This is a genomic window from Paenibacillus sp. BSR1-1 (genome assembly GCF_030403775.1).
Classification (GTDB): Bacteria; Bacillota; Bacilli; order Bacillales; family Cytobacillaceae; genus Neobacillus.
The window spans coordinates 14,871-39,216 of sequence record NZ_JAQMWQ010000007.1; the positions used below are offsets into that span (position 1 = coordinate 14,871).

The following is a 24,346-nucleotide window of genomic DNA, read 5'->3' on the forward strand; positions in this document are numbered from 1 at the left end:
CTTCCCTCTCCTCTATTTCGCTAACAATGGGGGAAATGGGTTTTATTGTAAAACCATTTCCCGGCAGTCTTTTTTCGAAAATTAAACGGACACGTTCCCCTTAAGGCCTGGCAATGAATAGTTGATCATTTTATCGGACGGTTCGATCTCTAATAGTTCACAAACGAGCGGGGCAAACGCCAATTGTGGGACGCCCTCACTGTGGACGCCAGGCTCCACTTTTGGACTAATGATAAAGAGTGGGACATCACGCTCACCATCAGTTATCCCGCCGTGATTTCCATATTCACTCATACCATGATCAGATGTAATTAAAATATGGTATCCTTCCTTCATCCAAATTGGCAAAAGCTGTGCGAGCAAGCTTCCCATCTTTAAGATTTGTTCACGGTATTCTTTCGATTCCGAACCGAACACTTCCCCTTTTACGTCAACACCAAGCGGATGAATATATAAAAAGTGCGGGTCATGCTTTCGGCGCAATGCTTCCGCATCCATCAACACATGGCTGTCTGGATAATCATCGTCCCAATAAAATTTCCCGTATTGAATAGGCTTAGTTGAATCCTCTTGCTCGCGGTCTTCAACAAACACAAATGGAGCACGATTGTACAGTTCACTTACCCAGTAATAGGCTGCTGCTCCGTTCCTTAACCCGTTCTCCTTCGTCAGATGAAAGAGACTTTTCTCGGTGGAAAGCTGCACAGCTTGATTCGAGGTAATACCGTTCATCGAAGCAGGTGTACCAGTAAGCAGCACTTCATATAATGGACGGGAAAGACTAGGCAGCTCCGACCGAACCTTATAAAGTGCTGCCTGATTGGTTTCTACAAGATGCTGAATATATCCCAGAGTCTCACAAGCTTTATCGTATCTCATTCCATCTACAACAATAGCGATTACTTTATTTGACATTGACTAACACCTCTTCCTGCCAAAGCTGCGGAAGTGTTTTAGCCGTTTCTTCCCAGGCTTGGAAATCCTTAATTGGTTTGGCATTTTTGTATTCTTCTTTTGGTATCATTTTATCCGCTACTTCTTTCGGGAGCTTCACGTTATCACGGATAGGACGGGCATATCCTTTAGCCAGGTTAATTTGTCCCTCGTCACTCAAGATATATTCTCTAGCGGCTATTGCGGCGTAAGGATGTTTCGCATATTTGTTAATAATCGTGGTATAGCCGCTTACGACTGAACCTTCTTTCGGTATGGTAACATCGAATTGGTCACGATTGATTTGTTCTGCATAACCAAGGGCATTGAAATCCCAAACAAGAGCCACTTCTACTTCCCCTTTTTCGATGTTCGCTGGCTTAGCATCCGTTAAGCTAAGACGTCCTTGCTTTGCAAGCTTCTTAAAAAAGTCAATTCCTGGTTGAAGATGTTTTTCATCTCCCCCGTAAGCCATAGCCGCAGCAAGAACGGCCATTTGGTTCTGTGTTCCTCGCTGTACATCTCCAACGGTTACTTTGTAATTACCTTTTAGGATGTCATCCCAAGATTTTGGCGGATTTTTCACCAATTCTTTATTCGTTAAGAAGGCAATCGTTCCTTGGTACCCGACAACCCAGTCCCCGTTGTCATCTTTTGCCCAGTCAGGTACATCATTCCAATAGGAAGTTTTATAGGGCAGTGTTAATTTCTTTTGTTCAGCAACCGGTCCAAAGGACATCCCTACATCGCCGATATCCGCGGTGGCATTTTCTTTTTCCGATTCCATTTTGGCAATCTCTTCAGCACTCGATAAATCTGTATCATTGTGTTTCAAAGTGTATTTTTTTGTTATTTCATCCCACGTTTCTCCCCAGTTGGCCCATGAATCAGGCATACCGGCACTATTGACTTCCCCTTCTTTTTTGGCCTTTGTTTCAATTTCATTAAGGGTTAACGAGTTCGGATCCTTAATACTTGATGCAACCGGTTCCTTTGTATCTGCACACGCGGCTAATCCAAGTACACTCATTCCTAACATCACAACTTGAATCGACTTGCACCATTTCTTAACATTCATAAAAAGTATCTCTCCCCAATGTGGAATTTGTAATGTTGTTTACTGTTTGTTACGGTTTAATCATAAATCCACAATGTTAATCCCACATTAATCCAACATTAAGAAATTGTAAAGTCAATGTTAAAGAATGCAATGGATATTATTTATGCCCCAGCCTAACTTCTTTTTTTGAAAAATAAGATCCAACATGAACGTTGACATTCACTATTTATTTGGTTTAAATTAATAAAAGTAGTTTGAATACTAAAATCTATTTGTTTGTGGATTTTTCTAGAGGAATCTCTATTTTCGCCACACAGCTTCTATAGGCTGTGTGGCTTTTTTGTTTTGAAAAGTGCCAGAGGATTACAAAGTCAATTAATGGATCCATCATTTTTTAATAGATTGAAAGGGGAAGTGAAAATGAGGACTTGGCAATACGCATTTATTGTTTTATTAGGTGGTTGCTGTTACGGAGCATTATCCACTTTTGTAAAGCTCGCTTATGCTGCAGGTTTTACGGTGGAAGTGGTGACGGGGAGTCAATACTTACTTGGTACTTTACTGATTTGGACGGTTGCACTTTTTTCGAAAAAAAAGAAATTGACACTCGGTAAAATAGGTAAACTCCTTTTATCTGGATTACCACTCGGTTTAACGGGTGTATTTTATTATCAATCACTGCAAACCCTTCATGCTTCGCTTGCGATCATTTTTTTATTTCAATTTGTCTGGATTGGCACATTTTTTGAATGGTTTTTTTATAAGAAAATACCTACCATTGGAAAAATAGTTTCAATCAGTATTCTCATCTTTGGCTCTATTCTTGCGGCTGGCGTTCTCGCAGTAGACAACGGGATGATCACATGGCAGGGGGCCATTTGGGGACTCCTATCCGCTGTATCCTATACTTCGTTTATTTTTCTTAGCGGCACGGTGGAAAGAGATCTCCCGCCTGTGCAGAAAAGCGCCATTTTTTCCACTGGCGGGATGATTACAGTTTTCATTTTGTTTCAGCCAACGGAGTTATTCCATTTACCTATTTTGATTGGGATCGCGCCGTATGGATTATTTCTTGGCTTATTAGGGGTCGCCCTGCCTCCGCTGTTATTTTCAATTGGCATGAGGTATATCGAGCCTGGACTTGGCACCATTTTAACAGCCTCTGAGCTTCCGATTGCGGTCATCTTATCGACGCTTTTCTTGGCAGAACATGTAAGCATATCCCAATGGCTCGGAGTTGTTTTGATATTAGGCGGAATTGCAGCGGGGAATGTGAATCTATCAAAAGCGAAAATAAAGTCACATTCTTTGGAAAGAGACTCTGCATCTTAATACAGTTTGTTTACAAAGTCCCCGTGCGAAGGATTCGCTCCGCTCGGAATACTTAGCGATGTCCATGCTCTGGGCACAACTTTCTGATTAAAAAAACAGGGTCTGCCTTCTACTATTTAATCGTAGAAGGCAGACCCTTTTGTTTAGTACTAACTTCCTTGCACTTTATGAGAGAGAACGGAGCTTTCTGATGGAAGGAAATAAATACATCCACAGCCCGGCGACAAGGACCGTTCCAAGACCACCTATGAAGGCTGCTGGAACTGCTCCCATAAAACCTGCCAACGTGCCAGATTCAAACTCCCCCAGTTGGTTCGAGGTTCCAATAAACAAAGCATTCACCGCATTTACCCGGCCACGCATTTCATCTGGAGTTTGCAGCTGCACGAGTGAGGACCTAATGACAACGCTGATTACGTCTGATCCACCGATAAGAAATAAGGCAACCAACGATACAATTAAATTTGTTGAAATAGCGAAAAGCATGGTAGACAATCCAAAAATGGCGAGTGCCCCAAACAATGTTAGACCATAGGCTTTCTTTAAGGGAAAATAGCCCAAAATAATTGACACGATTAGTGCCCCAACCGCTGGTGCTGTCCGCATTAATCCCAATCCCCAAGGACCAGTATGAAGAATATCCTGCGCGAATATTGGTAAAAGGGCTGTCGCTCCGCCAAGCAAGACTGCGAAAAGATCCAATGAAATCGTTCCAAGGATGACAGGATTACGATAGACAAATACCAATCCCGATAGAATGGATCGTATTGATACCGGTTCCGCCCTTCGGACTGCTTGCTCCAAGCCCGTGATTAAATAGGTTAAGATGGCTGCAGCAAGCAATGCTGCCGTTGCGGTACTATACACGAATGCGGGTCCTAACGAAAAAAGCACTCCGCCAAGGGACGGACCCAGGATTTGAGCTGTTTGCCCAGCCGTCGTACTTAAAGATATAGCCTGTGGGAGAATCTTTTTATGTACCAACTGCGGCAATAGGGCTGATGAAGCCGGCCCCTCGAAAGCACGGCATGCTCCGATGATCGCAGCTGCCAGCAAAATCTGTTCACGCCCCAGCCAGCCTGCATGATTTCCATAGAGAAGAAGACCTGCCATCATGCCTTCAATGAGTAAACACCAAAAAACAATTTTTCTTCGATCAAAGCGATCTGCCACTTGCCCGACAACTAATGTGAGCAAGACCATTGGGATAAACTGAGCCAGTCCCACCAAACCGAGACTAAAAGCGTCGTGCGTCAAGTCATACATTTGCCATCCAATTGCCACGGACAACATCTGAAAAGATGTAGAGGCCAAGATGCGCGAGAACCAAAATTTTGCAAAAGATGGCTGACGGAGAATTGAATTATTTAACTGAAGCAAATATATGTCACGCCCTTTTCGAAAATAACTACAATAATACTTTAGGAACACGAAATATTATACTATTTTCGGCTCTCCTAGTTAAGAAATCTGACTTAGATCAAATGTAAGATTCGCTGTGTTTCCTTCACAATGAACGTTGAGTTTAGATATTGTACTCAGTGGGAACTTTGACTCCTTCAGAGTGACTGCTGAAAAGCTGAAATTGTATCCGGCGGGCACTCTGACTCCTCCTCAGTGACCGCTGTCTTCTGAAATTGTACTCGGCAGGCACTCTGACTCCTCCACAGTGACCGCTGTCTTCTGAAATTGTACTCGGCAGGCGCTCTGGCTCCTTCACAATGACCTCTGACACTTTAAATTGTATCCGGCGGGCACTTTGGCTCCTTCACAGTAACCGCAATCTTAAAAATTGCACTTAAATCTTTATAAAACACTTGATTACCAAAGGTAATTCAATTATCATCTAATTAGATATCTATTAAAGTAGTTTTCAGGTGTCCAGGTGCACCGTATTTTTTTACCTTACTAATTAGATAAACATAAAATTAGATAAATATTAAAGAAGGTGATGGAATGTTACTGGGACAAGAAAAACAATATAGAAAACTATTTCTCGCCGGAGTCGTAAACGGAATTGGCGACCGCTTTAGTTCTGTTGCTGTATTAGCAATGCTGCTGCAGTTAACAGGCTCAGGCTTTGCGGTGGGCATCACACTGGCCATCCGGCTGATACCGTTTGTCATCTTTGGACCAATTGGCGGCAGGCTTGCTGACCGCTTTCCTAGAAAATTGATATTGATCGCAACCGACTTAATTCGGATTATATTTGCCTTAACCTTCTTGTTGGTGGACAGCAAAGAAGATCTTTGGATTGTTTATGTAAGCTCCTTTCTTTTAGCCGCAGGAGAAGCCATTTATGCCCCGGCAAGAAAATCAGCCATACCGCTGCTGGTAAAAAAAGAGCAGCTCATGAAAGTGAACAGTTTGGAACAAGTCTTAATTGGCATTGTATTAATAGGCGGCGCTTTTTCTGGAGGAATCGTGGCCTTTATTTTTGGTCCCCATATTACCTTTTGGTTCAATGCGCTCTCCTTTTTAGGCGCAGCAGCGGTCATCTCGACCATTGCGTTCCCAGAGCATAAACAGGATACGGATGGAAAGCTTCTCGAAAAAGAATCGCCTTGGTTCGTGTTTAAGAAAGTCATTAGCCTGTCGGTTCCCGTTCAAATCCTATTAATCTGCGAAGTATTAATTGCTTTCATGAATGGTATCGATAACATTCTTATCAGCGTGTATGCTGTTAATGAGTATCACCTTGGAGATGTCGGTGTTGGGCTGTTCTATGGGGGATTGGGGATTGGCCTGGTGTTAAGCTACTCCGTGGCGAATCGGTTACGAAAAAATTTTTTAGTCACTGGCCTACTCTGTTTAATGCTTGAAGGAACGTTTCTATTATTATTAAGTTGGACCCATTTCGTTGTTTTTGCGTTTCTCTTGTTTTGTGGTGTGGCATTTATGTCTGGCATTGGGAATGCCAGTTTTGACACCGTTCTAATGAAAGAGATTCCTGAGGAGCATCATGGAACGATGTTTGGACTATTGGCAACAATCGGTAACACGATTTTGGGTATTTCCATGTTTTTAGCTGGATTTGCACTGCATTATCTTTTACCGCGTTCTTTAGGGTTGATTGGCGGTGCTGCCTATATTCTTATTGCTATTTTCCTTCTTGCCTCTATTTCTACAAAAGCCTATCGGAAGAGGAGAATATCTCAAAAGGATATGACTTCAGTTTAAATATATGTATGACTCGGATTTCCCCCCTTCTTTAGCCCCCAAAAAGGGGCTTTTTTTAGGTTTAGTCAGTAATCTTAAAATAAATTTTTCCAAGTGTACAAATAGTGACAAAGTTCGACTTAAAAAACTAGTAGAATAGTATTTATCATGTAATAATAGAGTAATATAATTGTAATAATCTTTGGTTGTAAGACCTAAAGTTTTAAAACGGTGGGCAGGCAGCTGGATCACCGTTGCGGGAGGGAATTTTTTTGGAAAGTGCATTAAATCAATCAGTAGAAGAATTGGGTAAACGTCAGAGCAGCTCAAAGAAAGGTTTTGCCAACTGGAAGTTCATAACAACAGGTGTCATCATTATTATTGCAATCATAATAGCGGCAATCAGCTATTATCAGGCAAAACACTTTAACGCCAATATCAAGATTAATGGCACAAAGGTCGGGGGACTAACGGCTGAGCAAGCCCTTAAAAAATTAAAAACTTCCGTATTAAAAAACGTAGTCTATGTCGGACAACAGCAAATTTTAGATGGAAACGATACAGAAATGAAATTTACGAGTTCAGATCTCTCTGAAGTCAAAAAATTATTAAAAGACCAGCAGAGCTTTTTTCCTTCTTCAAAAGCAAAGAGTTTTTCATTAATGCCAGGCACTTTGGATAAGTACCGCAGCGAAACTATGAAAAAACAAGTGGAAGAAAAACTTATTTCTATGAATAAAACCTTAAAAGCTCCGAAAGATGCAGAGGTTCATTTGGAACAGGGTAAAATCGCTGTCTCAAAAAGCAGCAGCGGTGAGCAGTATGATGTTGCCAGCCTTTTAAAAGCCTATGAGAAGCATTTATATACGAGTGAAATCCGTCTTTCACCTATATTTATGCAGCCAATCAAAGAGGACAGCCAGGTTATCAAAAATGAACAGAAAAAGCTTCAGGGAATCCTTGCCCAGACGGTTGAATATAAGGTACAGGATAAAGTTCATGCGTTAAAAGCCAGCGAACTAATTAAAACTGCCTCTGTGTCAAAAGACATGAAGGTGACCATTGACCCAAGCGATATTAACAAGAAAATTGCCGAAATTAATAGTACTCAATCCACATTAAATAAAAATTTCTCCTTTAAGACCCATTCAGGCAAAGTCGTTTCGGTTAAAGGACAAGGGTATGGCTGGGCATTAGATGTGGACAAAGAATCAGCATTGGTTCAGGCCGCTTTTGAAAAAGGCGAGAAAGCCGTTACGGCTTCCAATGTTATCGGCCATGGCTGGAAAGGTGAAGGCTACGGTTTTGACACGTTAACGAACAATGGCATTGGCGATACGTATGCTGAAGTATCCATTGCCGAGCAGCGTATTTGGATTTACAAAAATGGGAAATTAGCCATCACAACAAATGTCGTAACCGGCAAACACAGTACTGGTAATGATACTTCAAAAGGAGTATGGTATATTCTCTATAAACGTACACCAGCCATACTAACGGGCAGAGAACTTGGTGGAAAACCTAGTTATCAAGTACAAGTTAATTATTGGGCTCCTTTTACGAATGATGGGCAAGGATTCCACGATGCCAGCTTTCGGTCAAACTGGGCAAGCAATGCCTATCTAGCAGCAGGATCGCATGGCTGTGTCAATACACCGGTAGATGCTATGAAAACCGTGTATGAGAATCTAAGCACGTACGAGCCGGTAGTCATCTATTAAAATATAAAACAGGAAATCGATAATGATTTCCTGTTTTTTGTTTTATGACTTATTAAAAAGTAGCTGTCAACGTATTCTGCTGTTTGATCTCTTGAATGGATAGATTTAAACTATAGTTCCCATGCTCGAGAAGTTTATTAAGAAACAGATTCAGTTGATCTTGGGATTTAACGATTACTTTTAAATGGTAACATCCTTTCCCTGATATTCTGTGTGCTTCCACTACCTCATTTCGCTCTTTAATAAATTGGATAAACGAATCATGATTGGCCGTTTTCATATGAATGATGACAAACGCAGTAAACATGAGCCCTAATTTCATTTCATCGACTATGAGGGAGTAGGCTTTAATGACGCCGCTTTCTTCAAGTTTTTTAATACGATTCCCCACTGCCTGTCCAGTCATATGAATTTTTCCTCCAAGGTCTTTCCATTGAATACGTGAATTTTCGGTTAATAATCGGAGGATTTGAAAATCAATTTGATCGAGTTCCATATAGATTCCTTTCACCATGAAATTATTTTGGATAATAGTGTTTCATCAAAGTATCGATTAAAATCAAGAGATTATCTATGATATTATTATAATCAATTTTTGATGGGGTGGAAAAAAATGAGAACAGCTTTAATCTTAGTTGATATTCAAAATGATTACTTTCCAAATGGAAAAATGGAATTAAGCAATCCAAGAAAAGCAGCTGTTAATGCAGGTAAAATCCTTGATTGGTTCAGACAGAAGAATCATCCTATTTTTCATATTCAGCATATCTCAATTCAAGAAGGAGCAACCTTCTTTCTTCCAGACACAGATGGGGCCAAAATAAATGAAGCGGTTTTACCGTTACAGCATGAAAGTGTTATCGTAAAACATAGACCCAACAGCTTTTTCAAGACAGAATTAGAAAACAAATTAAGAGAAAATGGAGTCACTAAGCTTGTGATTTGTGGAATGATGACGCATATGTGCATTGATGCCACGGTCAGGGCTGCAAGGGACCTAGGTTTTGAAGTTACGCTTATTGAAGATGCATGCACGACAAGGGACTTATCTTATCAAGAACAGAAAGTGCCGGCTGATCAGGTTCATTATGCGTTTATCAGTGCACTTAACGGAATTTATGCTCATGTCATTTCGGCCGAGGATTTCCTGCAGCAGGAAGCTAACACTATTCTGAAAAACAACTAATAATAAAGGGAGATTGTTTTAAAAACGATCTCCCTTTTTATTTAAGATAAATGGATATTGGTTTTATGTTCTGAATCCTGACGCTTTTCCTTAATAGAAATCACTCCAATCAAGCCAATCATGGAGAAGATTACTGGGGTGAAAAAACCGAAGTAGTATCCATCACTAATACTGCCTGAAGCAGACTGAGAATGATCCAATACATTTCCAAAGATGCTTGGAAGCAGTACAGCACTTAGAAAACCACCGGTATTCGCAACCCCAGAGACAATGCCAGATTCTATTATCGGAAAAGATTGACGAACGACAGCAAACGTTAACGCACTTGCACCATACCCAAAGCCTATGATAAAGAAAAGCATATGGAGAACAAAAAGAGGCGGATTCCCTTTAAATAATAGAAAGCTAGACCAACTCAATAACATAATGAAATGGACAATGACATAGGGACGTTTAATGGTTTCTAACCGACTTGAAATCCAGCTGGTTAGGGGAGCACCTATTAGGGCCCCGATCAGACCAATCATAATAAGCTGACTCGCACCGGAACGTGTCATCCCATACACATTCATCCCATAGGGAACTGCCCAGGAACTGATAAATCCTACATACGCGCCGACAACCCCAAAGTGACAAAGGAATAAAGCCCAGGCCTGCCGATTCGAAAATATCCTTTGCAATAACTCGAACGTTTTTTCACGTTGTATTTCATTTTTTACAAATGCCGATTCGTTTGTTTTTTTTAACAGGACAAAATAAAGGAGAATGCCACAAAAACATAATAATAGTCCCGCTGAAAAAAAGGCTGCCCTCCAACCAAGCAAATCAATCCATTCGGAGAAAGGGACTGTCGCCAATAGGAACCCAAGGCTTCCTGTCATTCCAGCCAGACCAATTAATCGAACAAATTCCTTTGCATTAAACCATTGGCTCATTATTAACACCATATTGACCCAGATGGTTGCATCACCAGTCCCAGTCAATATTCTGGCAAAAAACAGGACAAATTCATTAGTACCTAAACTATAAATGATTGTGCCAATGCCTGTAAGTGTTGCACCTGCTATTAGAAAAAAATTGGGGCCATAACGATCAGCCAAAATACCCATCGGAATTTGCAAACCAGTGTATACAAAAAATTGCATACTTGTCAGCATCCCAATCGTTGAAGCTGTTACATGAAAATCACTCATTACTTGGTCCGTAATCAATCCCGGTGCGGTCCGTTGACTCGACATTAACAAATAAGTGAACAATACCGAAGCAAATACAACCCATCTAAATTGGCTATTTTGTTTGTCCAATGTTCTTTACTCCTGTTAACTTTTACACTATATATATGATTTTCCTGTAATGATAGTAATAAATTTTCTGTCAACAGCAATTTCATTTTCCAAAAAATTGTAAATAAATGCTAATTTTATAATATAATAATTATAATAAGCTTTTGGAGGTATCATAATGATTTGGTTATATATACTGCTGCCTGTCATTATATTAGGCGGAATTGCTATTTATTTTGATAAAAGATCTGGGTCGAATCCGCCGGATGAAGTGCAACTTAGGGGAAAAATAAAAGAATATCCTCCAGAAAACAACCACAACTCTTATGGACCATGAATAGATATTAAAAAAAGGAATTATCATATGAACAATTCCTTTTCTTACATTAATAAGATCTTGGGGACAAATCTAGTTTAATAATCAACAGAAATGTCCTCAATAGGGCTTCTTGGGGACAAATCTAGTTTAAAAACCAATAGAAATGTCCTCAATAGGGCTTCTTGGGGACAAATTTAGTTTAAAAATCAATAGAAATGTCCTTAATAAGGCTTCTTGGGGACAAATCTTGTTTAAAAATCAGCAGAAATGTCCTCAATAGGGCTTCTTGAGGACAAAACTAGTTTAATAATCAACAGAAATGTCCTCAATTGGAAAACGGCTCAGCTTCTGATTTCTTTCCTAAGATAAGGAAACTATTAAAAAATCAGCTCCAAAACCTCAGAGCTGATTTTTTTATCCTATTTATGGTCGATAATTGCCCAATAAGCTGGTTTTACATTGTAATCAGGATCAAAAACAAATGGTGCGTCTTTGCCTTTTTCTGATGACTTTTCAGCAGGAGTGTTGCCATCTAAAACAAGGTTTCCGTTTGCATCATAATAAACATCTGCACGGTCATTCAGCCAAGTATGGTTATCAGCAACTCCCCAGAATGTAACATTACTAATTTTATCTCCCAATTTCTCATATAACTTGAACAGACGATCATAACGGTCTGCTTGATCCATAAATTTCAGTTCCGGAATGGCAGCATATGTCGGATACGCATATACCGGCCATCCATACATACTTACATCAAGCTCGGTAATTTGGTTATCTAGCCCAAGATCCGCAAACATGTTAATCGTCTTTTCAATATCCGCTTCAGATGGCCAGCCGATTTGGATGTGTGATTGGTGACCAACACCATCGATTGGTACACCTTCATTTTTTAATTTTACAACTAAATTATAGAGGTACGTTCTTTTTGGTTCTACTTCAGTATTGTAATCGTTAATATAAAGCTTGGCATCTGGAGCAGCATATTCTCGTGCGGTTTCAAAAGCAACTCTGATATAGTCTAGGCCGGTAATGAGGTACCATGGTGATTGACGATAACCATCTGGATCTCCCCCCCATTCATCGATGACCTCATTCACGACATCCCAAGATTTTACATCATTTTTATAGTGTGATACCACTGCTTTAATATGGTCATGTAAGCGCTGTAACAAAAGCTCTTTGTTTGCCTTAAGATTTGCTGGATTGGCAACCACTTGCTTACCATCCTGCCAAACGACCATTGGCTTTCCATCTTTATCTTGGAAGAACCAATTTGGTACCTGGCTATGCCATACAAGGTTATGGCCGCGTACGTCCATACCATTTTCTTTTGCGAACTTAATGATTTGGTCAGCAGGCCCCCAATTAAATTGGCCTTCGGCTGGCTGCAAGCTTGCCGGCTTCATGACATTCTCTGCAACGATGCTATTAAAATGACGCTTTAACATTTGCGCATCTTTTCCTTGTAACATCGAAGGTTCAACCGCTGCACCAATCGTGAAAGAATCTTTATATCTTTGGTCGAGCTGTGGTGCTTCTAATCCACTAATCGCTGGTTTTTTTGCATAGGATGCTGTATCAGATGCAGATACGCTTGACATACCTACAGGTAATAATAAAGCTAAGGCTAATCCTGAAATAACGGGTCTACGTAAGACTTTTAGCATGTTTCTATCTCCTTTATAAGAAATATATTTTGAAAAAGTTTTTCAAAATCTGACAAACTAATAATCTCCTAGCTTCTAGTCCCCAATTGTAACCATTCCAATACACTCGTCCAAAGTATGTTCTGAAGCATCATGATTCGAGGTATTTGATATCGATCACTCTGGTTGGTACTAATGCCTCTTCCTAATTCTTATCCTTTTACAGATCCAGCTGCTATTCCTTCAACAATTCGATCGCTCAGAATGAAGTATGCAATTAATACTGGAATAATACTGATCATTAAGGTTGCGCCAATCGCGCCCCAATCTGTTAAGTATTGGCCGACAAAGTTGTTCACACCAACGGTAATGGTCTTCCATTTATCGGAACTTAGGAATGTATTGACAAACACGAATTCATTCCAGTTATAAATCATGTTTATAATTACGGTTGTTGAAAGAACAGGTATAGTCATTGGCAATGTGATTTGGAAGAAGATTCTGTGGATGGAACACCCATCCATAACAGCTGCCTCTTCAATTTCCCGTGGGAGTGTTTTATAAAATCCTGCTAGGATCATAATCGTGATCGGTAAATTAAACGCCACATAAGATAAAATCACGGAAACTGGGTTATCAATGAGATGTGTCGATTTAAAGATGTTGAATAATGGAATTAAGGTTGAATGAAGGGGAATCATATACCCCGCCATAAACAAACCAAGAACCAGTCCGCTCAATTTCCAATGCATTCTGGTGATGGCAAACGTTACAAAGCTTGCAAGAATAACAGTAAGTACAACAGCTATAACGGTGTATAGCACACTATTAAAAAAGTAAACGTCAATATGGCCTGCTGACCATGCCTTTGCATAGTTGCCCCACTGTGGATTTTGTGGCAGTGAGAACGGTGACATGCCAAAAACCTCTTGATTGGTTTTTAGGGAAAACAGGAGCAGCCAAATTAACGGGTAAATTTGAATAATCGCAATGATTCCCAGAATAACGTAAAGTACTCCGTATCCGATTCTATTTCCGAACGATTTACTAGTTTTATAAGGAACCGACAAGGTCGTATTGATTTTTGTTTCCATTGCTGCTTTACTCATCTTTTTCACTCCCTTTTGTTAAAATTCAACTTCTTTAGAAGATAATAATTTTTGAATCAGCCAAGTCATCACAAGACAGATGATCAATAATCCAAATCCAATCGCACTTCCATATCCGAAGTTATACTTACTAAAAGCTTCGGAATACATATAAGAGGCCATAACCTCACTCGCATGGTTAGGTCCGCCGCCAGTTAAGACAAAAATCAAGTCAAAATACTTTAATGAGCCGACAATTGCTAGAATAACCATGACTTTGATGACACCGGCAATGAGAGGAAGTTTTATTTTATAGGCAATTTGAATGGAAGTTGCTCCATCAATTTTCGCCGCTTCAATCAATTCTTCCGGCACATTCTTTAAGGCTGCGTAGAAAATAATGATATAGAAGCCCGCGTATTGCCAAACGATTGGAAAGAAGAGGGCATATAGCGCAATCTTAGAATCAGCTAACCAAACAGGAGGATTATCAACTCCAAATATGATTAACAATCTGTTGATCATGCCATTTGTAGGGTCAAAAATCTTTGCCCAAAGCTGTCCAATAGCAACCGAAGATAATAGCATGGGAATTAAATAAATTTTTCGTAAAAAGTTGGCACCTTTGATTTTACTTGCCAGGATCAGCGATAAAATTAAATAACCTACCAAGCTGACCGTAGAAAAAAGACCAAGCAGCAGGGAGTGCCATGTACTCTGCCAAAATAATTTATCCTTGACTAACTCGATATAGTTATCTAAACCGATAAACTTCATCTTGCCGATACCGTTCCAGTCCATTAATCCATAATAACCAGTTAAGACGATAGGGATATAAATTAAGAGAAGAATTAGAATTAAAGCAGGAAGTACGTAAAGGGTGATGACGAATTTGTTAGACATTACATTTTTCATGTTCTATACTCCCTTCCTAAATAGATAGAGGGCATATCCGATATGCCCTCTATAACTTATAGCACCTTCATTACACGTGATTACTTTTGTTCTTTTGCAAGTGCATCCGCTTGCTGCTTAACAAAATCCTTCGGCGTAATTTGTTTTCCGAATAGAGCTGTGACTAAATCGTGGTGTAATTCTGATACAGCTGGGCTTGATTGAGTATCAAAATAAGTTGTAACGTTTGATGCTTCACTCAAATCTTTTAAGATATCAATGTACATTGGAGCAAGTTTTAATTTTGATGTATCAACTTTCGTAGCAGGGATAACACCAGCATCTGTTACTGATTTTTCTCCCCATCTCTTCACTAGGTAGCCAACGAAATCTTTTGCTTCTTTTTGAACCTTAGAATCCTTTGCAACGAATAAACCTACACCAGGACCGCCAACATAACTGTTGATATCGGTACCCTTACCGCCTTCATAAGTTGGGAACTTGAAATAGCCGATTTTATCTTTAAATTCTTGTTTAACATCAGGGCTTGTTGTATAGTTTGGCAGTTCCCAAGTAGCTGTTAGGAACATTGCTGCCTTTTCATTCATAAAGTAACCTTTTGCATCGTCGTTAGATAAAGCGCTGGCACCCTTTACAAATCCGCCCATATCTACAAGGTTTTGTACTTCTTGAGCTGCTTTTACAATAGCCGGGTCATCCATTTTTGCTTTTCCATGGATAACATCTGTTAGGATAGTAGGTCCGCCGATACGGTCTGCAAGATACATAAACCAGAATGATGCCGGCCATCCATCCTTCGCTCCCACAGTAGCAGGAACTACTCCGTTATCAGCTAACGTTTTAACCACTTTTTTATACTCTTCAAAAGTTTTTGGCACTTCAAGGTTATACTTCTTGAAGATTTCCTTGTTGTAGAAAACGTATGAAATGTTTAACTCTAAAGGTAGACCATATGTTTTTCCATCAACTGCATAGGACTCTTTTACACCAGGAATAAATGCATCTTTAAGATCTGGATTTTTATTTACTACATCGTCTAAAGGCGCTAACATGCCGCCATCTACATATGGCTTAATGAATCCATCTGACCAAGTCATACCGATATCAGGAAGTTCGTTTGAGGAAGCTAAAACTTTAAGCTTTTCTCTATATTGATCCGGATTGAGGATTTCAGTTTCAATTTTGATATCTTTATGTTCTTTTTCATATTCTCCAATAATATCTTTAACGATGGAGAATTGGGCATTGGAACTGCCTTCAGGCCATAAATGCATGAATTTGATGACCTTTTTACCATCTGCGCTTTTTTCCTCAGTCGAACTTGAGGAAGAACAACCTGCAAGTGCTAGAGAGACAAGCATGATTACAGATATTATCATTGCAACCGTTTTCTTTTTAAACAATGTAATTCCCCCTATGACCTTTTCTTTGATTTTCCTTACATTTATAGAATACAGTCAGATTGTTCTGAAAAATAGGTCACGGCGATTAGGAAAAATACTACTATTTTTAGAAAGCCTTTTCATTGTTGATTTTCCGATATGCACTTGGTGTCAGACCCTCTAATTCTTTGAATATCTTAATAAAATATTTAGCCGTTTTATACCCCGATTCTTCAGCGATATCATTGATCGGGAGGTTAGTAGAGATCAATAATTCCTTCGCACGTTGAATTCTTCGTCTCGTTACATATTCACTAAAGGTGAGCTTGACATGTTCCTTAAATAAGACGCTTAGATAACTTGGGTTTAAATGAACATGATCAGCCACTTCTTTCTGAGTCAGTTCATTCTTGATATTTTTGTTGATATAATCGATTGCTTCCCTTATCGGTACACGATTCGAAGGGTTTTGGGCATTAACATCCATCAGCTTCTGGTCTACGAATTTTTCTATCATTCCTGCCCGCTCTTGTTTTTCAACAGCTTGTACAGCATCTTCCACAGCCTCAATTAGTGCTTTTTTGCTGATCGGCTTTAGTAAATAGTTAATAACGCCTAAACGAAGGGCTTCCTGGGCATATTCAAACGCAGAGTAAGCAGAAATAACAATGATGATGGGATAGTGATTTTGTGTTTTTGTCATTTTTAGTAATTCCAGGCCTGTTATCTCCGGCATCCGGATGTCTGTGATAAGAATATGGACCTTTTGTTTCTGCATTACATCAATTGCCTCTTCTCCATTTGAAGCAGTAAAGATTTGAAAATTCCCATTTGCCCACGTATCCAATGTTTTTTTTAGCCCTTGACGGGTTCTTGGCTCATCATCCACAACCAAAATGGTTTTTGTATTCAACAAAGTTCTCCCTCTCCCCTCACAGGTATGACAAAAGAAACTGTTGTCCCCCTATTTACTTCACTTGTAATGGCAAGTCCACTTTTCAAACGATCTTGATAGTATAATTCCAAGCGTTTATGCACATTGGAAATTGCCATTCCACTGCCTTTTTTTATCGTCATAACACCACCTGATTGCATCGCCTGTTTAATTGATTCCAACTTTTCTTGGTCGATTCCGGGCCCATCATCTGTTACACGTATTTCCAGGTACTCCAGATTCGCCGCAGGTTGAATAGAAACGCTTATCGTACATGGCCTCGACGTATTCCCGGCACCATGGAGGACAGCATTTTCTACTAACGGTTGAATTAACAATTTTGGGATTTTTACCCATTCCCATTCAGATGGCATATTAAGCTTCCATTTTAGCTGGTCACCAAATCGCATTTTCATAATTTCCATATAATTATCGATATGGTGAATTTCATCTCTAATTGTGACCCAGTCTCCATCCGTTTGTTTAGTTATCGTATAACGGAATAATTCAGACATGGCAACGACAAACTCGGCAAGTTCCTCCTCATCCTTATCCTCAAGCGTCCACTTAAGAGCATCTAATGTATTAAATAGAAAATGAGGATTAATTTGAGCCTGCAATGCTTTTAATTCACTTCTGCTTCGAGTAATTTCTTTTTGATAAACCATTTGAATCAGATGATTGGTTTCTTTTACGAGTTGATTATAGGTACTATTTAATTCTTTGATCTCATTTACCGATGTCACACCAGGGTTCATTGTTAATGAGCCTGCGCTGGCCCGCTGCATCGTTTTCGTCAATTTGATTATTGGTCTTGAAATAAAAGTAGATAGAAATAGTGAACTGAAAAAAAAGATAATAAATCCAATAATACCCGAAATAATAATCCCAGCCTTTAGTACACTAATACCCTCGGTAAAAGCTTTTATTGGAGTTAGAATAATCAAAGTCCAGCCTGTTTCGTTCGACGTCTGTTTGGTTACCATGTATTCCTGCTTATCCAATGAAAGGGTAAGTAAATTATTTGTTATGATAGGCTTGAGAGATTTTTTGTAGTTGGATAGGATCGGCTTAGAGTTTCTGTCTAAAAGAATGGAATACTGGTTGGGAATCGTGGTTTCATCTTGGTTGGCAAATTGTAGATAACTTCGATAGACACTAATGAGGAGATAACCGCCATTCGCATAGCCATGGCTCATTAAATTCACACGCCTTAGTGCTAGTATATTATCTGAATTACTCGGGTCATCTCCAATCCAAACCAGCCGGCCTTTTGCTTCATTAGCCTCATGAATCCACTTGCCATCAATTCTCGTGATTAAATTCGTATCATCTAAAGGAAGTATTCGAGTCAAATTATTCGTATAAAGCTCAAAAGCAAATATCCCTTCCGTATTCGCCTGAATTGTGTTCACAATGCCTTTCAATTCCTGTCGATCTGAAAAGGTAATCACCTTTCCTTCATATCCCTTTGTCAGGATTCTTTGGCTATTATCATTGGTCATAACTAGTTTAGATGCCGTACTAATTTGTTTATATAAAGACTCTAATCTTCCATTTGCTTCAACGGCAGTCTGATTCATTTGTTTTTCTGCGTTATTTTTCAGCAATGCGGACACCTGATTAAATGTTAGGAAGCCAACAATTAATAAGACAATCAGCATTACTACTAAAAAAACGACAAGTATTTGATTACGTAACGTGTTCCATTTATATAAAAGTGAAAACATTTATGAATCACCTATTTATTTTAGAATAGTTTTTCATTTACTATAACGTATTCTTATGGGATAATAAATATTATTTGAATATACAAAATTTTAGAAAATCTAACCAATGTTCAATTATGATTCAATGGGCTATAATCAAGTAAAATTGTAAGTTCAATAAATGAAGGGGAGGTTTTTATGAATAAACTATCAATGAAAGGTCTTTACTCCCTTACCGAATGGATTACCAAGTTTGCCTATCTCAATTTTTTATGGATTGGCTTTTCAATAATTGGGTTAGTGTTCTTCGGATTATCCCCTGCAACAGTGGCCATGTTTACGGTCCTGCGTAAATGGATGATGGGACAAAGTGATATTCCCGTGTTTCAAACCTTCAGAACTGCCTATAAAAAAGAGTTTCTTAGAAGCAATGGATTAGGGATTATTTTGGCTTTATTCGCAGGTCTTATTTTCACTGATTTGTACTACATGAAAATCGATGCCAGCCATTTACTTCAATTAACTCACATACCTTTATACTTAATTATCTTTGCAATCATTATGAGCCTTTTGTATATTTTTCCAGTATACGTCCATTACAATGTTACGTTTATCCAACTATTTAAAAATGCTCTTTTCATTATGCTGATCAATCCGATAAATAACATTGTCATGCTGCTTGGAGTAATTGCTGTATACTTTGTGGTAAAAGTAATACCTGGACTATTATTTTTCTTTGGCGGAAGCATAACAGCAGGAATTATTATGGCTTGCTGCTATCTATCCTTTCAAAAAATAGAAAAGAAACAAAAGGGAGCACAAACCATTTAAATATGGGCTCCCTTTTTTACTTTAAATCTGTCCATTTAATAGACTACTTACGGTAACAAATTGATAGCCTTGGGATGATAATTCAGCCACTAGAATACGGACCGCTTCTATTGTTTGAGATCGGTCCCCGTAGCCATCATGGAAAAGCAGGATACTCCCATTTCTTACACAGTCTCTGGTTTTGGCAAGAATATGATCCACCCCGGGCTGTTCCCAGTCTTGAGCTTCAAGATTTAGCGCCCCAATCATTGGATAGCTCTTTCGCTCGAGTAAGGAGAGTGTTTCATGATTATAATCTAGATAGGGAGAACGAAAGACGACAGGCGTTCGTCCAACCAACTCCTCTACCAGACTCTCATTCCGTTCAATTTCCTCTAAACATTCTTCCTGCGTTAATTGAGACAGATAAGGATGCGTGTAAGTATGATTTCCTATTTCATGTCCTTGTGCTGCGACTTTTTTTACTACCTCTGGAAATTTACCCATTTGCTCGCCAATCATAAAGAAAGTGGCTTTTCCGCTTGCTTCTGAAAAAATCTCTAATACTTGTGGTGTATAAATGGGATTGGGCCCGTCGTCAAACGTAATCGCAACAACCTTATTTGATGCAGGTACTTCATTAATCATTTGGAATGCTCCCCTCAAATTAATAAGGACCCCTAATATAATCCTTTACATTTTCCTCATAGAATCGTTGTACGGCTTGCTTTTCTTCCTCTGAGAATGGTTTTGTCTCAAGGGTTGTAAGATTATCCTCAACCTGTTTAACATTTTTAAAACCAGGAATAATGCAAGTAATTTCTTTTTGGTCCAAAATCCAGCGCAGTGCGGCACTAGCCATCGATTTCCGGCCTTCGCCAATCCATGTTAACTGGTCTGCCAATTCTACACCCTTTTGGAATCCCAAACCGGCAAACGTTTCCCCTACATTAAATGCCTCGCCATTTTCATTAAAACGACGGTGGTCATCGGCTTCAAAAACATGTTCAGCAGTAAATTTACCTGTTAGCAGCCCGCTGGCAAGCGGCAATCGAACGAGCAGGCCTGTCCCTTTTTGATATGCCTCAGGGATTAATGTTTCTAATGGCTTTTGGCGGAACATATTAAAGATAATCTGGAGGCTCTTTACATTCGGATATTCCAAACAAATTAAACCTTCTTCTACGGTTTCGACGCTGACACCGTAGTGACGGATTTTCCCTTCCTTCTGTAAACGATCGAGTACCTCAAATACCCTGCCATCTTTCAAAATTTCAGTGACAGGGCAGTGAATTTGGTACAAATCAATCGCTTCTCTGTTTAAGCGGCGCAGACTGGCTTCACAATAGGCGGATACTTGTTCGTAGCTGTAATTTTTCGGATCAAATATATCACCCTGCCGGCAGAACTTGGTTGCAATATAGATTTGATTTTCCTTGCCCTTTGTAGCTTTTGCCAATAACTCTTCGCTATGTCCATCCCCATACACATCTGCTGTATCAAAAAAGTTCACACCCTGTTCAATGGCATATTCCAGGGATTTTAGTGCTTCTGCGTCACTCGTCCTTCCCCATGAACCACCAATCGCCCATGTACCAAAACTTACTTCACTAATCATGATTCCTGTATTACCTAGTTCACGATAATTCATTTTCAAAACTCCTTTTTTATTCCTTTTCAATTTCAAACTTATAAACTGTTTTAGATGAATACTGCTGTTCTTTGTCTAAAATGATTGATGGAAAATGAGGATGATGGATGGCATCAGGCATCCCTTGAGTCTCCAAGCAAATACCAAGGTGTTTTCCAGATGGCGTTCCCCGGAATTCTCCTTCCGTTTTTAAAGAATTACCCGAATATACTACAACCCCGGCCTCATCTGTCTCAATCGTCAGGACACGTCCGCTGTCAGGATCCTTCAAAACAATTTCATTATCATGATTGGTATTTAATAAAAACGGGTGATCGTAACCATTCCCAACTAATACGTTTTGTGGATCGTCTGATGCAATACCTGTTTCTATTATTCTTTCACTTGTAAAATCAAATGGCGTATTTTTAACGTCCACTAAAATGCCTGTTGGAATAAACTCTTGATCGAGTTCTAAAAATTGATCACTCTTAATTGTCAGGGTGTGATTCACGATATCCCTTTTCAAGCTGCCGCTTAGGTTAAAATAAGCATGGTTTGTAACGGTTAAAAGTGTCTTTTTGTCAGTTTGGGCTGAATAGTGAATGGTGAATTCATTATTGTTATTTAGTGTATACGTAACCTGTATATGCAAATTCCCAGGGTACCCTTCCTCGCCATCGGGGCTTAAATAGGAAAAACGCACTCCTTCTTCCATGACTTCTGCATCCCAAACAACCTTATCAAAACCTTTTATCCCGCCATGCAAATGGTTGTTACCGTCATTTTTCGCCAAAGTGTAATTTTGGCCATCCAGCTCAAAAGATCCGCCTTTAATCCGGCCGCCCACTCTGCCAACGACTGCACCGAGAAAATAGGGATCCTTTAAATAATCGTTCAGTGAATCATGTCCAAGGACAACATTTTCGTAATTTCCGTTTTTATCAGGAACAACGATTTTCGTTATGATACATCCATAATTGATCGCTGTAACTTCTACTCCGTTATCATTAACCATCGTAAAAGATGAGACAGTTTGGTGATCAATTTGACCAAAACTCTCATGAATGACTTTCAATTTTTTCACTCCCGTTTCAAGTAGATTAAGCGCGCTTCCAATCAAAGCCAATTGCTTTCAGGAATGCCCGGGCCAGGACCATATGTCCAGCAGTTGAAGGATGGACACGATCCCAAGCAATGGTTGCAGCATAGAGGTCCTTTAAAACCATATTAAAGGCAGCTTGCGTATCAACGAATATACAATTTGTTTCTTCCGCAATTCTTTTGACAGCCTGACCGTATTGATCCATTGACTGGCGCATGGAATCCAACTGATTGCTTTCCAAATAAAATGGAGTCATTAGAACCATTTCTTTTACTAACGGCTTGGTTTCCATTACAAGATTCCGAAGCGTATCCTCATATTCATCAAGGTACACATGCCAGTCCTTAATAAACGGGGTATCATACTGACGCCATACATCGTTAATGCCAATCATAATGGATAACCAGTCTGGCTTTTGGCTAATTACATCCTCCTGCCATCTGCTTTTCAAATCACGAACGGTGTTGCCACTGATCCCCTTATTTACCACGCGGATTCCCAGTTCCGGGTAAACTGCTTGCAAAAGCCCATCAACAAAAGAAACATAGCCCTTGCCGAGGGCGCCAAACAATCCTTCTCCTTCTGGCTTTGTACGCTCACAATCTGTCACGGAGTCGCCAATAAATAATAGTTTTTGACCTTGTTCAAGTTTCAAAAACTTTCCCCCCATATTTCATTTAGCTGTGTCTTAGGCCGAATTGGTAACCTGGTTTTGAATCAATACTTTCTTTTCCCAGGCCCTGCTTCTCCACCTAAAATACATGGTAATTCCTCTAAACCATTCATCTGCAATAAAGGCAATCCATATCCCCGGCAATCCATATCCAAGGTGGATCCCTAGATAATAAGCTAATGAAACGCTTATTCCCCACATTGATATAACACCCATTACCAGCGAAATGTTGGCATCCCCGGTCGCACGCAGAGCGTTTATCACCACCAAATTAAATGTTCTGCCCGGCTCAAGGATCAGACACAACAATAATAATTTACTTCCCAAGGTAACAATTTCTTGATCGTATGTGAAAAAACTCATCAGTGTTTCCCTAAAGAAAGCGATGAATATAGCTATTCCCACCGTCATAAATAGGCTGTACTTCAAGCTTTTCAATAATTGCCGATAGGCACCATCAAAATCCCTGGCCCCTGCTTTGTAGCCAATTAGGATTTGCGTCCCTTGTCCCACGGCCAGACCGAACACAAGAATATAGGACATAATGTTCTGCGTATAAACTCGCGTTGTTAATGATGCAGCTCCCAAAATAGCAATGATAGCAGTGATGGCCAGCTGGCTGAGATTATAACAAATTTGTTCTCCTGCAGCCGGAATTCCAATTTTCAATATCTTTTTAATTTGAAGAGAATCAATCGATACATATTCTTTCAATTTAAGCTTAATCGGGATTCGTGCATACATAAACTTCATAATAATGACCAGTGCGATTGTCCTGCTGACAGCAGTTGAAATCGAAACTCCAATCACACCCAATTTCGGAATCCCCAGCAATCCATAAATGAAGAGTGCATTTCCAGCTAAATGGATTATATTCATTAAAATCGAAACCATCATCGCATCCCTGGTGTAACCATTTGCCCTTAAAATAGCTGAAACTGTTATTAATACTGCTTGGATAAATACTGTTCCTCCCACAATAGTCAGATATTGTTCCCCAAGTTCAGCAATCTGTTCCGGAAGATGAAATAACAGTAACAGTTCTGATTTAAAAATAACCATTAATAAACTAATCACAATGCCCATAACAAGGTTTAGAGAAATGGAGATAGCTGTGACCGTCCTGGCATCATTTTTTAGGCCTGCACCTAAGTACTGTGAAAGAACAACAGCGGTTCCACTCGAGACAAAGTTAAAGATTAGAATACATAAAAATATGAGTTGAGTTGCCACACCCACAGCTGCAACAGCATCATCTGAAATATGCGAAAGCATAATCGTATCGGAGCTGCCCATAACTACTTGCAGAAATAATTCGACGAAAATGGGCCAAGTAATCGTAAATAAGCTTAATTGTGGGGAAATGTTTTTTTGGGATTTATTCATTTGTAATTATCCTCTTCTAACCCGAAAAGTTTAGTTGATAAATATAAAGCCCCCAAGCTGGAACAGCTTGAG

22 protein-coding genes are annotated in these 24,346 nt (G+C 39.5%); 6 read left to right on the forward strand and 16 right to left on the reverse strand.

Annotated elements, in window-relative coordinates; genetic code table 11:
- Positions 1-81: 81 nt before the first annotated feature.
- Positions 82-915 (reverse strand): alkaline phosphatase family protein, encoded by an 834-nt coding sequence (locus PH210_RS12945; protein WP_289985908.1) that lies wholly within the window; start codon positions 913-915, stop codon positions 82-84.
- On the reverse strand, positions 905-2,011 hold the full coding sequence (locus tag PH210_RS12950) for an ABC transporter substrate-binding protein (RefSeq protein ID WP_289985911.1): 1,107 nt from the start codon (positions 2,009-2,011) through the stop codon (positions 905-907). The genes PH210_RS12945 and PH210_RS12950 overlap by 11 nt, the downstream gene beginning before the upstream one ends.
- Positions 2,012-2,413: 402 nt before the next feature.
- Between PH210_RS12950 and PH210_RS12955 the strand changes: the two genes are divergently transcribed.
- The gene (locus tag PH210_RS12955) at positions 2,414-3,325 is read left to right on the forward strand and encodes an EamA family transporter (protein ID WP_289985912.1); all 912 of its coding nucleotides are present in this window, start codon (positions 2,414-2,416) and stop codon (positions 3,323-3,325) included.
- Between the two features lie 165 nt (positions 3,326-3,490).
- On the opposite strand, the gene PH210_RS12960 is transcribed toward PH210_RS12955, so the two are convergent.
- Positions 3,491-4,756, reverse strand: a complete 1,266-nt coding sequence (locus PH210_RS12960) for an MFS transporter (RefSeq protein WP_289985913.1) — start codon at positions 4,754-4,756, stop codon at positions 3,491-3,493.
- A 525-nt stretch (positions 4,757-5,281) separates the two neighbouring features.
- Between PH210_RS12960 and PH210_RS12965 the strand changes: the two genes are divergently transcribed.
- Both PH210_RS12965 and PH210_RS12970 read left to right on the forward strand, forming a co-directional pair.
- Positions 5,282-6,505, forward strand: coding sequence for an MFS transporter (locus PH210_RS12965; protein ID WP_289985915.1), 1,224 nt, complete (start codon positions 5,282-5,284; stop codon positions 6,503-6,505).
- 251 nt (positions 6,506-6,756) lie between these two features.
- On the forward strand, positions 6,757-8,205 hold the full coding sequence (locus PH210_RS12970) for a L,D-transpeptidase family protein (RefSeq protein WP_289985917.1): 1,449 nt from the start codon (positions 6,757-6,759) through the stop codon (positions 8,203-8,205).
- A gap of 52 nt (positions 8,206-8,257) precedes the next feature.
- On the opposite strand, the gene PH210_RS12975 is transcribed toward PH210_RS12970, so the two are convergent.
- Complete coding sequence (locus tag PH210_RS12975; protein WP_289985919.1) at positions 8,258-8,701, reverse strand: Lrp/AsnC family transcriptional regulator; 444 nt, start codon at positions 8,699-8,701, stop codon at positions 8,258-8,260.
- 117 nt (positions 8,702-8,818) lie between these two features.
- Between PH210_RS12975 and PH210_RS12980 the strand changes: the two genes are divergently transcribed.
- On the forward strand, positions 8,819-9,391 hold the full coding sequence (locus PH210_RS12980) for a cysteine hydrolase family protein (protein ID WP_289985920.1): 573 nt from the start codon (positions 8,819-8,821) through the stop codon (positions 9,389-9,391).
- A gap of 41 nt (positions 9,392-9,432) precedes the next feature.
- Here PH210_RS12980 and PH210_RS12985 read toward each other — a convergent pair whose 3' ends face one another.
- On the reverse strand, positions 9,433-10,695 hold the full coding sequence (locus tag PH210_RS12985) for an MFS transporter (RefSeq protein ID WP_289985922.1): 1,263 nt from the start codon (positions 10,693-10,695) through the stop codon (positions 9,433-9,435).
- 157 nt (positions 10,696-10,852) lie between these two features.
- Here PH210_RS12985 and PH210_RS12990 point away from each other — a divergent pair, with 157 nt between their 5' ends.
- Complete coding sequence (locus tag PH210_RS12990; RefSeq protein WP_289985924.1) at positions 10,853-11,011, forward strand: hypothetical protein; 159 nt, start codon at positions 10,853-10,855, stop codon at positions 11,009-11,011.
- Between the two features lie 401 nt (positions 11,012-11,412).
- Here the strand turns inward: PH210_RS12990 and PH210_RS12995 are convergent, their stop codons facing one another.
- From PH210_RS12995 to PH210_RS13020, 6 genes are all read right to left on the reverse strand, one after another.
- Positions 11,413-12,663, reverse strand: coding sequence for an endo-1,4-beta-xylanase (locus PH210_RS12995; protein WP_289985926.1), 1,251 nt, complete (start codon positions 12,661-12,663; stop codon positions 11,413-11,415).
- 191 nt (positions 12,664-12,854) lie between these two features.
- Positions 12,855-13,736, reverse strand: a complete 882-nt coding sequence (locus tag PH210_RS13000; RefSeq protein WP_289986156.1) for a carbohydrate ABC transporter permease — start codon at positions 13,734-13,736, stop codon at positions 12,855-12,857.
- A 33-nt stretch (positions 13,737-13,769) separates the two neighbouring features.
- On the reverse strand, positions 13,770-14,645 hold the full coding sequence (locus PH210_RS13005) for a carbohydrate ABC transporter permease (RefSeq protein ID WP_223589061.1): 876 nt from the start codon (positions 14,643-14,645) through the stop codon (positions 13,770-13,772).
- 80 nt (positions 14,646-14,725) lie between these two features.
- Positions 14,726-16,024 carry an extracellular solute-binding protein gene (locus PH210_RS13010; RefSeq protein ID WP_289986159.1) on the reverse strand — a complete coding sequence of 433 codons (1,299 nt, stop codon included), beginning with the start codon at positions 16,022-16,024 and terminating at the stop codon, positions 14,726-14,728.
- Between the two features lie 130 nt (positions 16,025-16,154).
- The gene (locus PH210_RS13015; RefSeq protein WP_289986161.1) at positions 16,155-16,940 is read right to left on the reverse strand and encodes a response regulator transcription factor; all 786 of its coding nucleotides are present in this window, start codon (positions 16,938-16,940) and stop codon (positions 16,155-16,157) included.
- Positions 16,937-18,691: a sensor histidine kinase gene (locus PH210_RS13020; RefSeq protein WP_289985930.1), complete on the reverse strand. Its 1,755-nt coding sequence runs from the start codon at positions 18,689-18,691 to the stop codon at positions 16,937-16,939. The genes PH210_RS13015 and PH210_RS13020 overlap by 4 nt, the downstream gene beginning before the upstream one ends.
- Positions 18,692-18,868: 177 nt before the next feature.
- Between PH210_RS13020 and PH210_RS13025 the strand changes: the two genes are divergently transcribed.
- Entirely contained in the window at positions 18,869-19,501 is a 633-nt protein-coding gene (locus tag PH210_RS13025; protein ID WP_289985931.1) for a YesL family protein, read from the forward strand.
- Between the two features lie 21 nt (positions 19,502-19,522).
- Here the strand turns inward: PH210_RS13025 and PH210_RS13030 are convergent, their stop codons facing one another.
- Genes PH210_RS13030 through PH210_RS13050 form a run of 5 tightly spaced genes read right to left on the reverse strand, consistent with a single transcriptional unit; the run spans position 19,523 to position 24,274 of the window.
- The gene (locus PH210_RS13030) at positions 19,523-20,128 is read right to left on the reverse strand and encodes a polysaccharide deacetylase family protein (protein ID WP_289985932.1); all 606 of its coding nucleotides are present in this window, start codon (positions 20,126-20,128) and stop codon (positions 19,523-19,525) included.
- A gap of 19 nt (positions 20,129-20,147) precedes the next feature.
- Positions 20,148-21,131 carry an aldo/keto reductase gene (locus PH210_RS13035; RefSeq protein WP_289985934.1) on the reverse strand — a complete coding sequence of 328 codons (984 nt, stop codon included), beginning with the start codon at positions 21,129-21,131 and terminating at the stop codon, positions 20,148-20,150.
- Between the two features lie 16 nt (positions 21,132-21,147).
- The gene (locus tag PH210_RS13040; protein WP_289985936.1) at positions 21,148-22,188 is read right to left on the reverse strand and encodes an aldose epimerase family protein; all 1,041 of its coding nucleotides are present in this window, start codon (positions 22,186-22,188) and stop codon (positions 21,148-21,150) included.
- A gap of 25 nt (positions 22,189-22,213) precedes the next feature.
- On the reverse strand, positions 22,214-22,870 hold the full coding sequence (locus PH210_RS13045; RefSeq protein ID WP_289985938.1) for an SGNH/GDSL hydrolase family protein: 657 nt from the start codon (positions 22,868-22,870) through the stop codon (positions 22,214-22,216).
- 33 nt (positions 22,871-22,903) lie between these two features.
- A complete protein-coding gene (locus PH210_RS13050) occupies positions 22,904-24,274 on the reverse strand; it encodes an MATE family efflux transporter (protein WP_289985940.1) in 1,371 nt (456 codons plus the stop codon).
- Between the last annotated feature and the right edge of the window lie 72 nt (positions 24,275-24,346).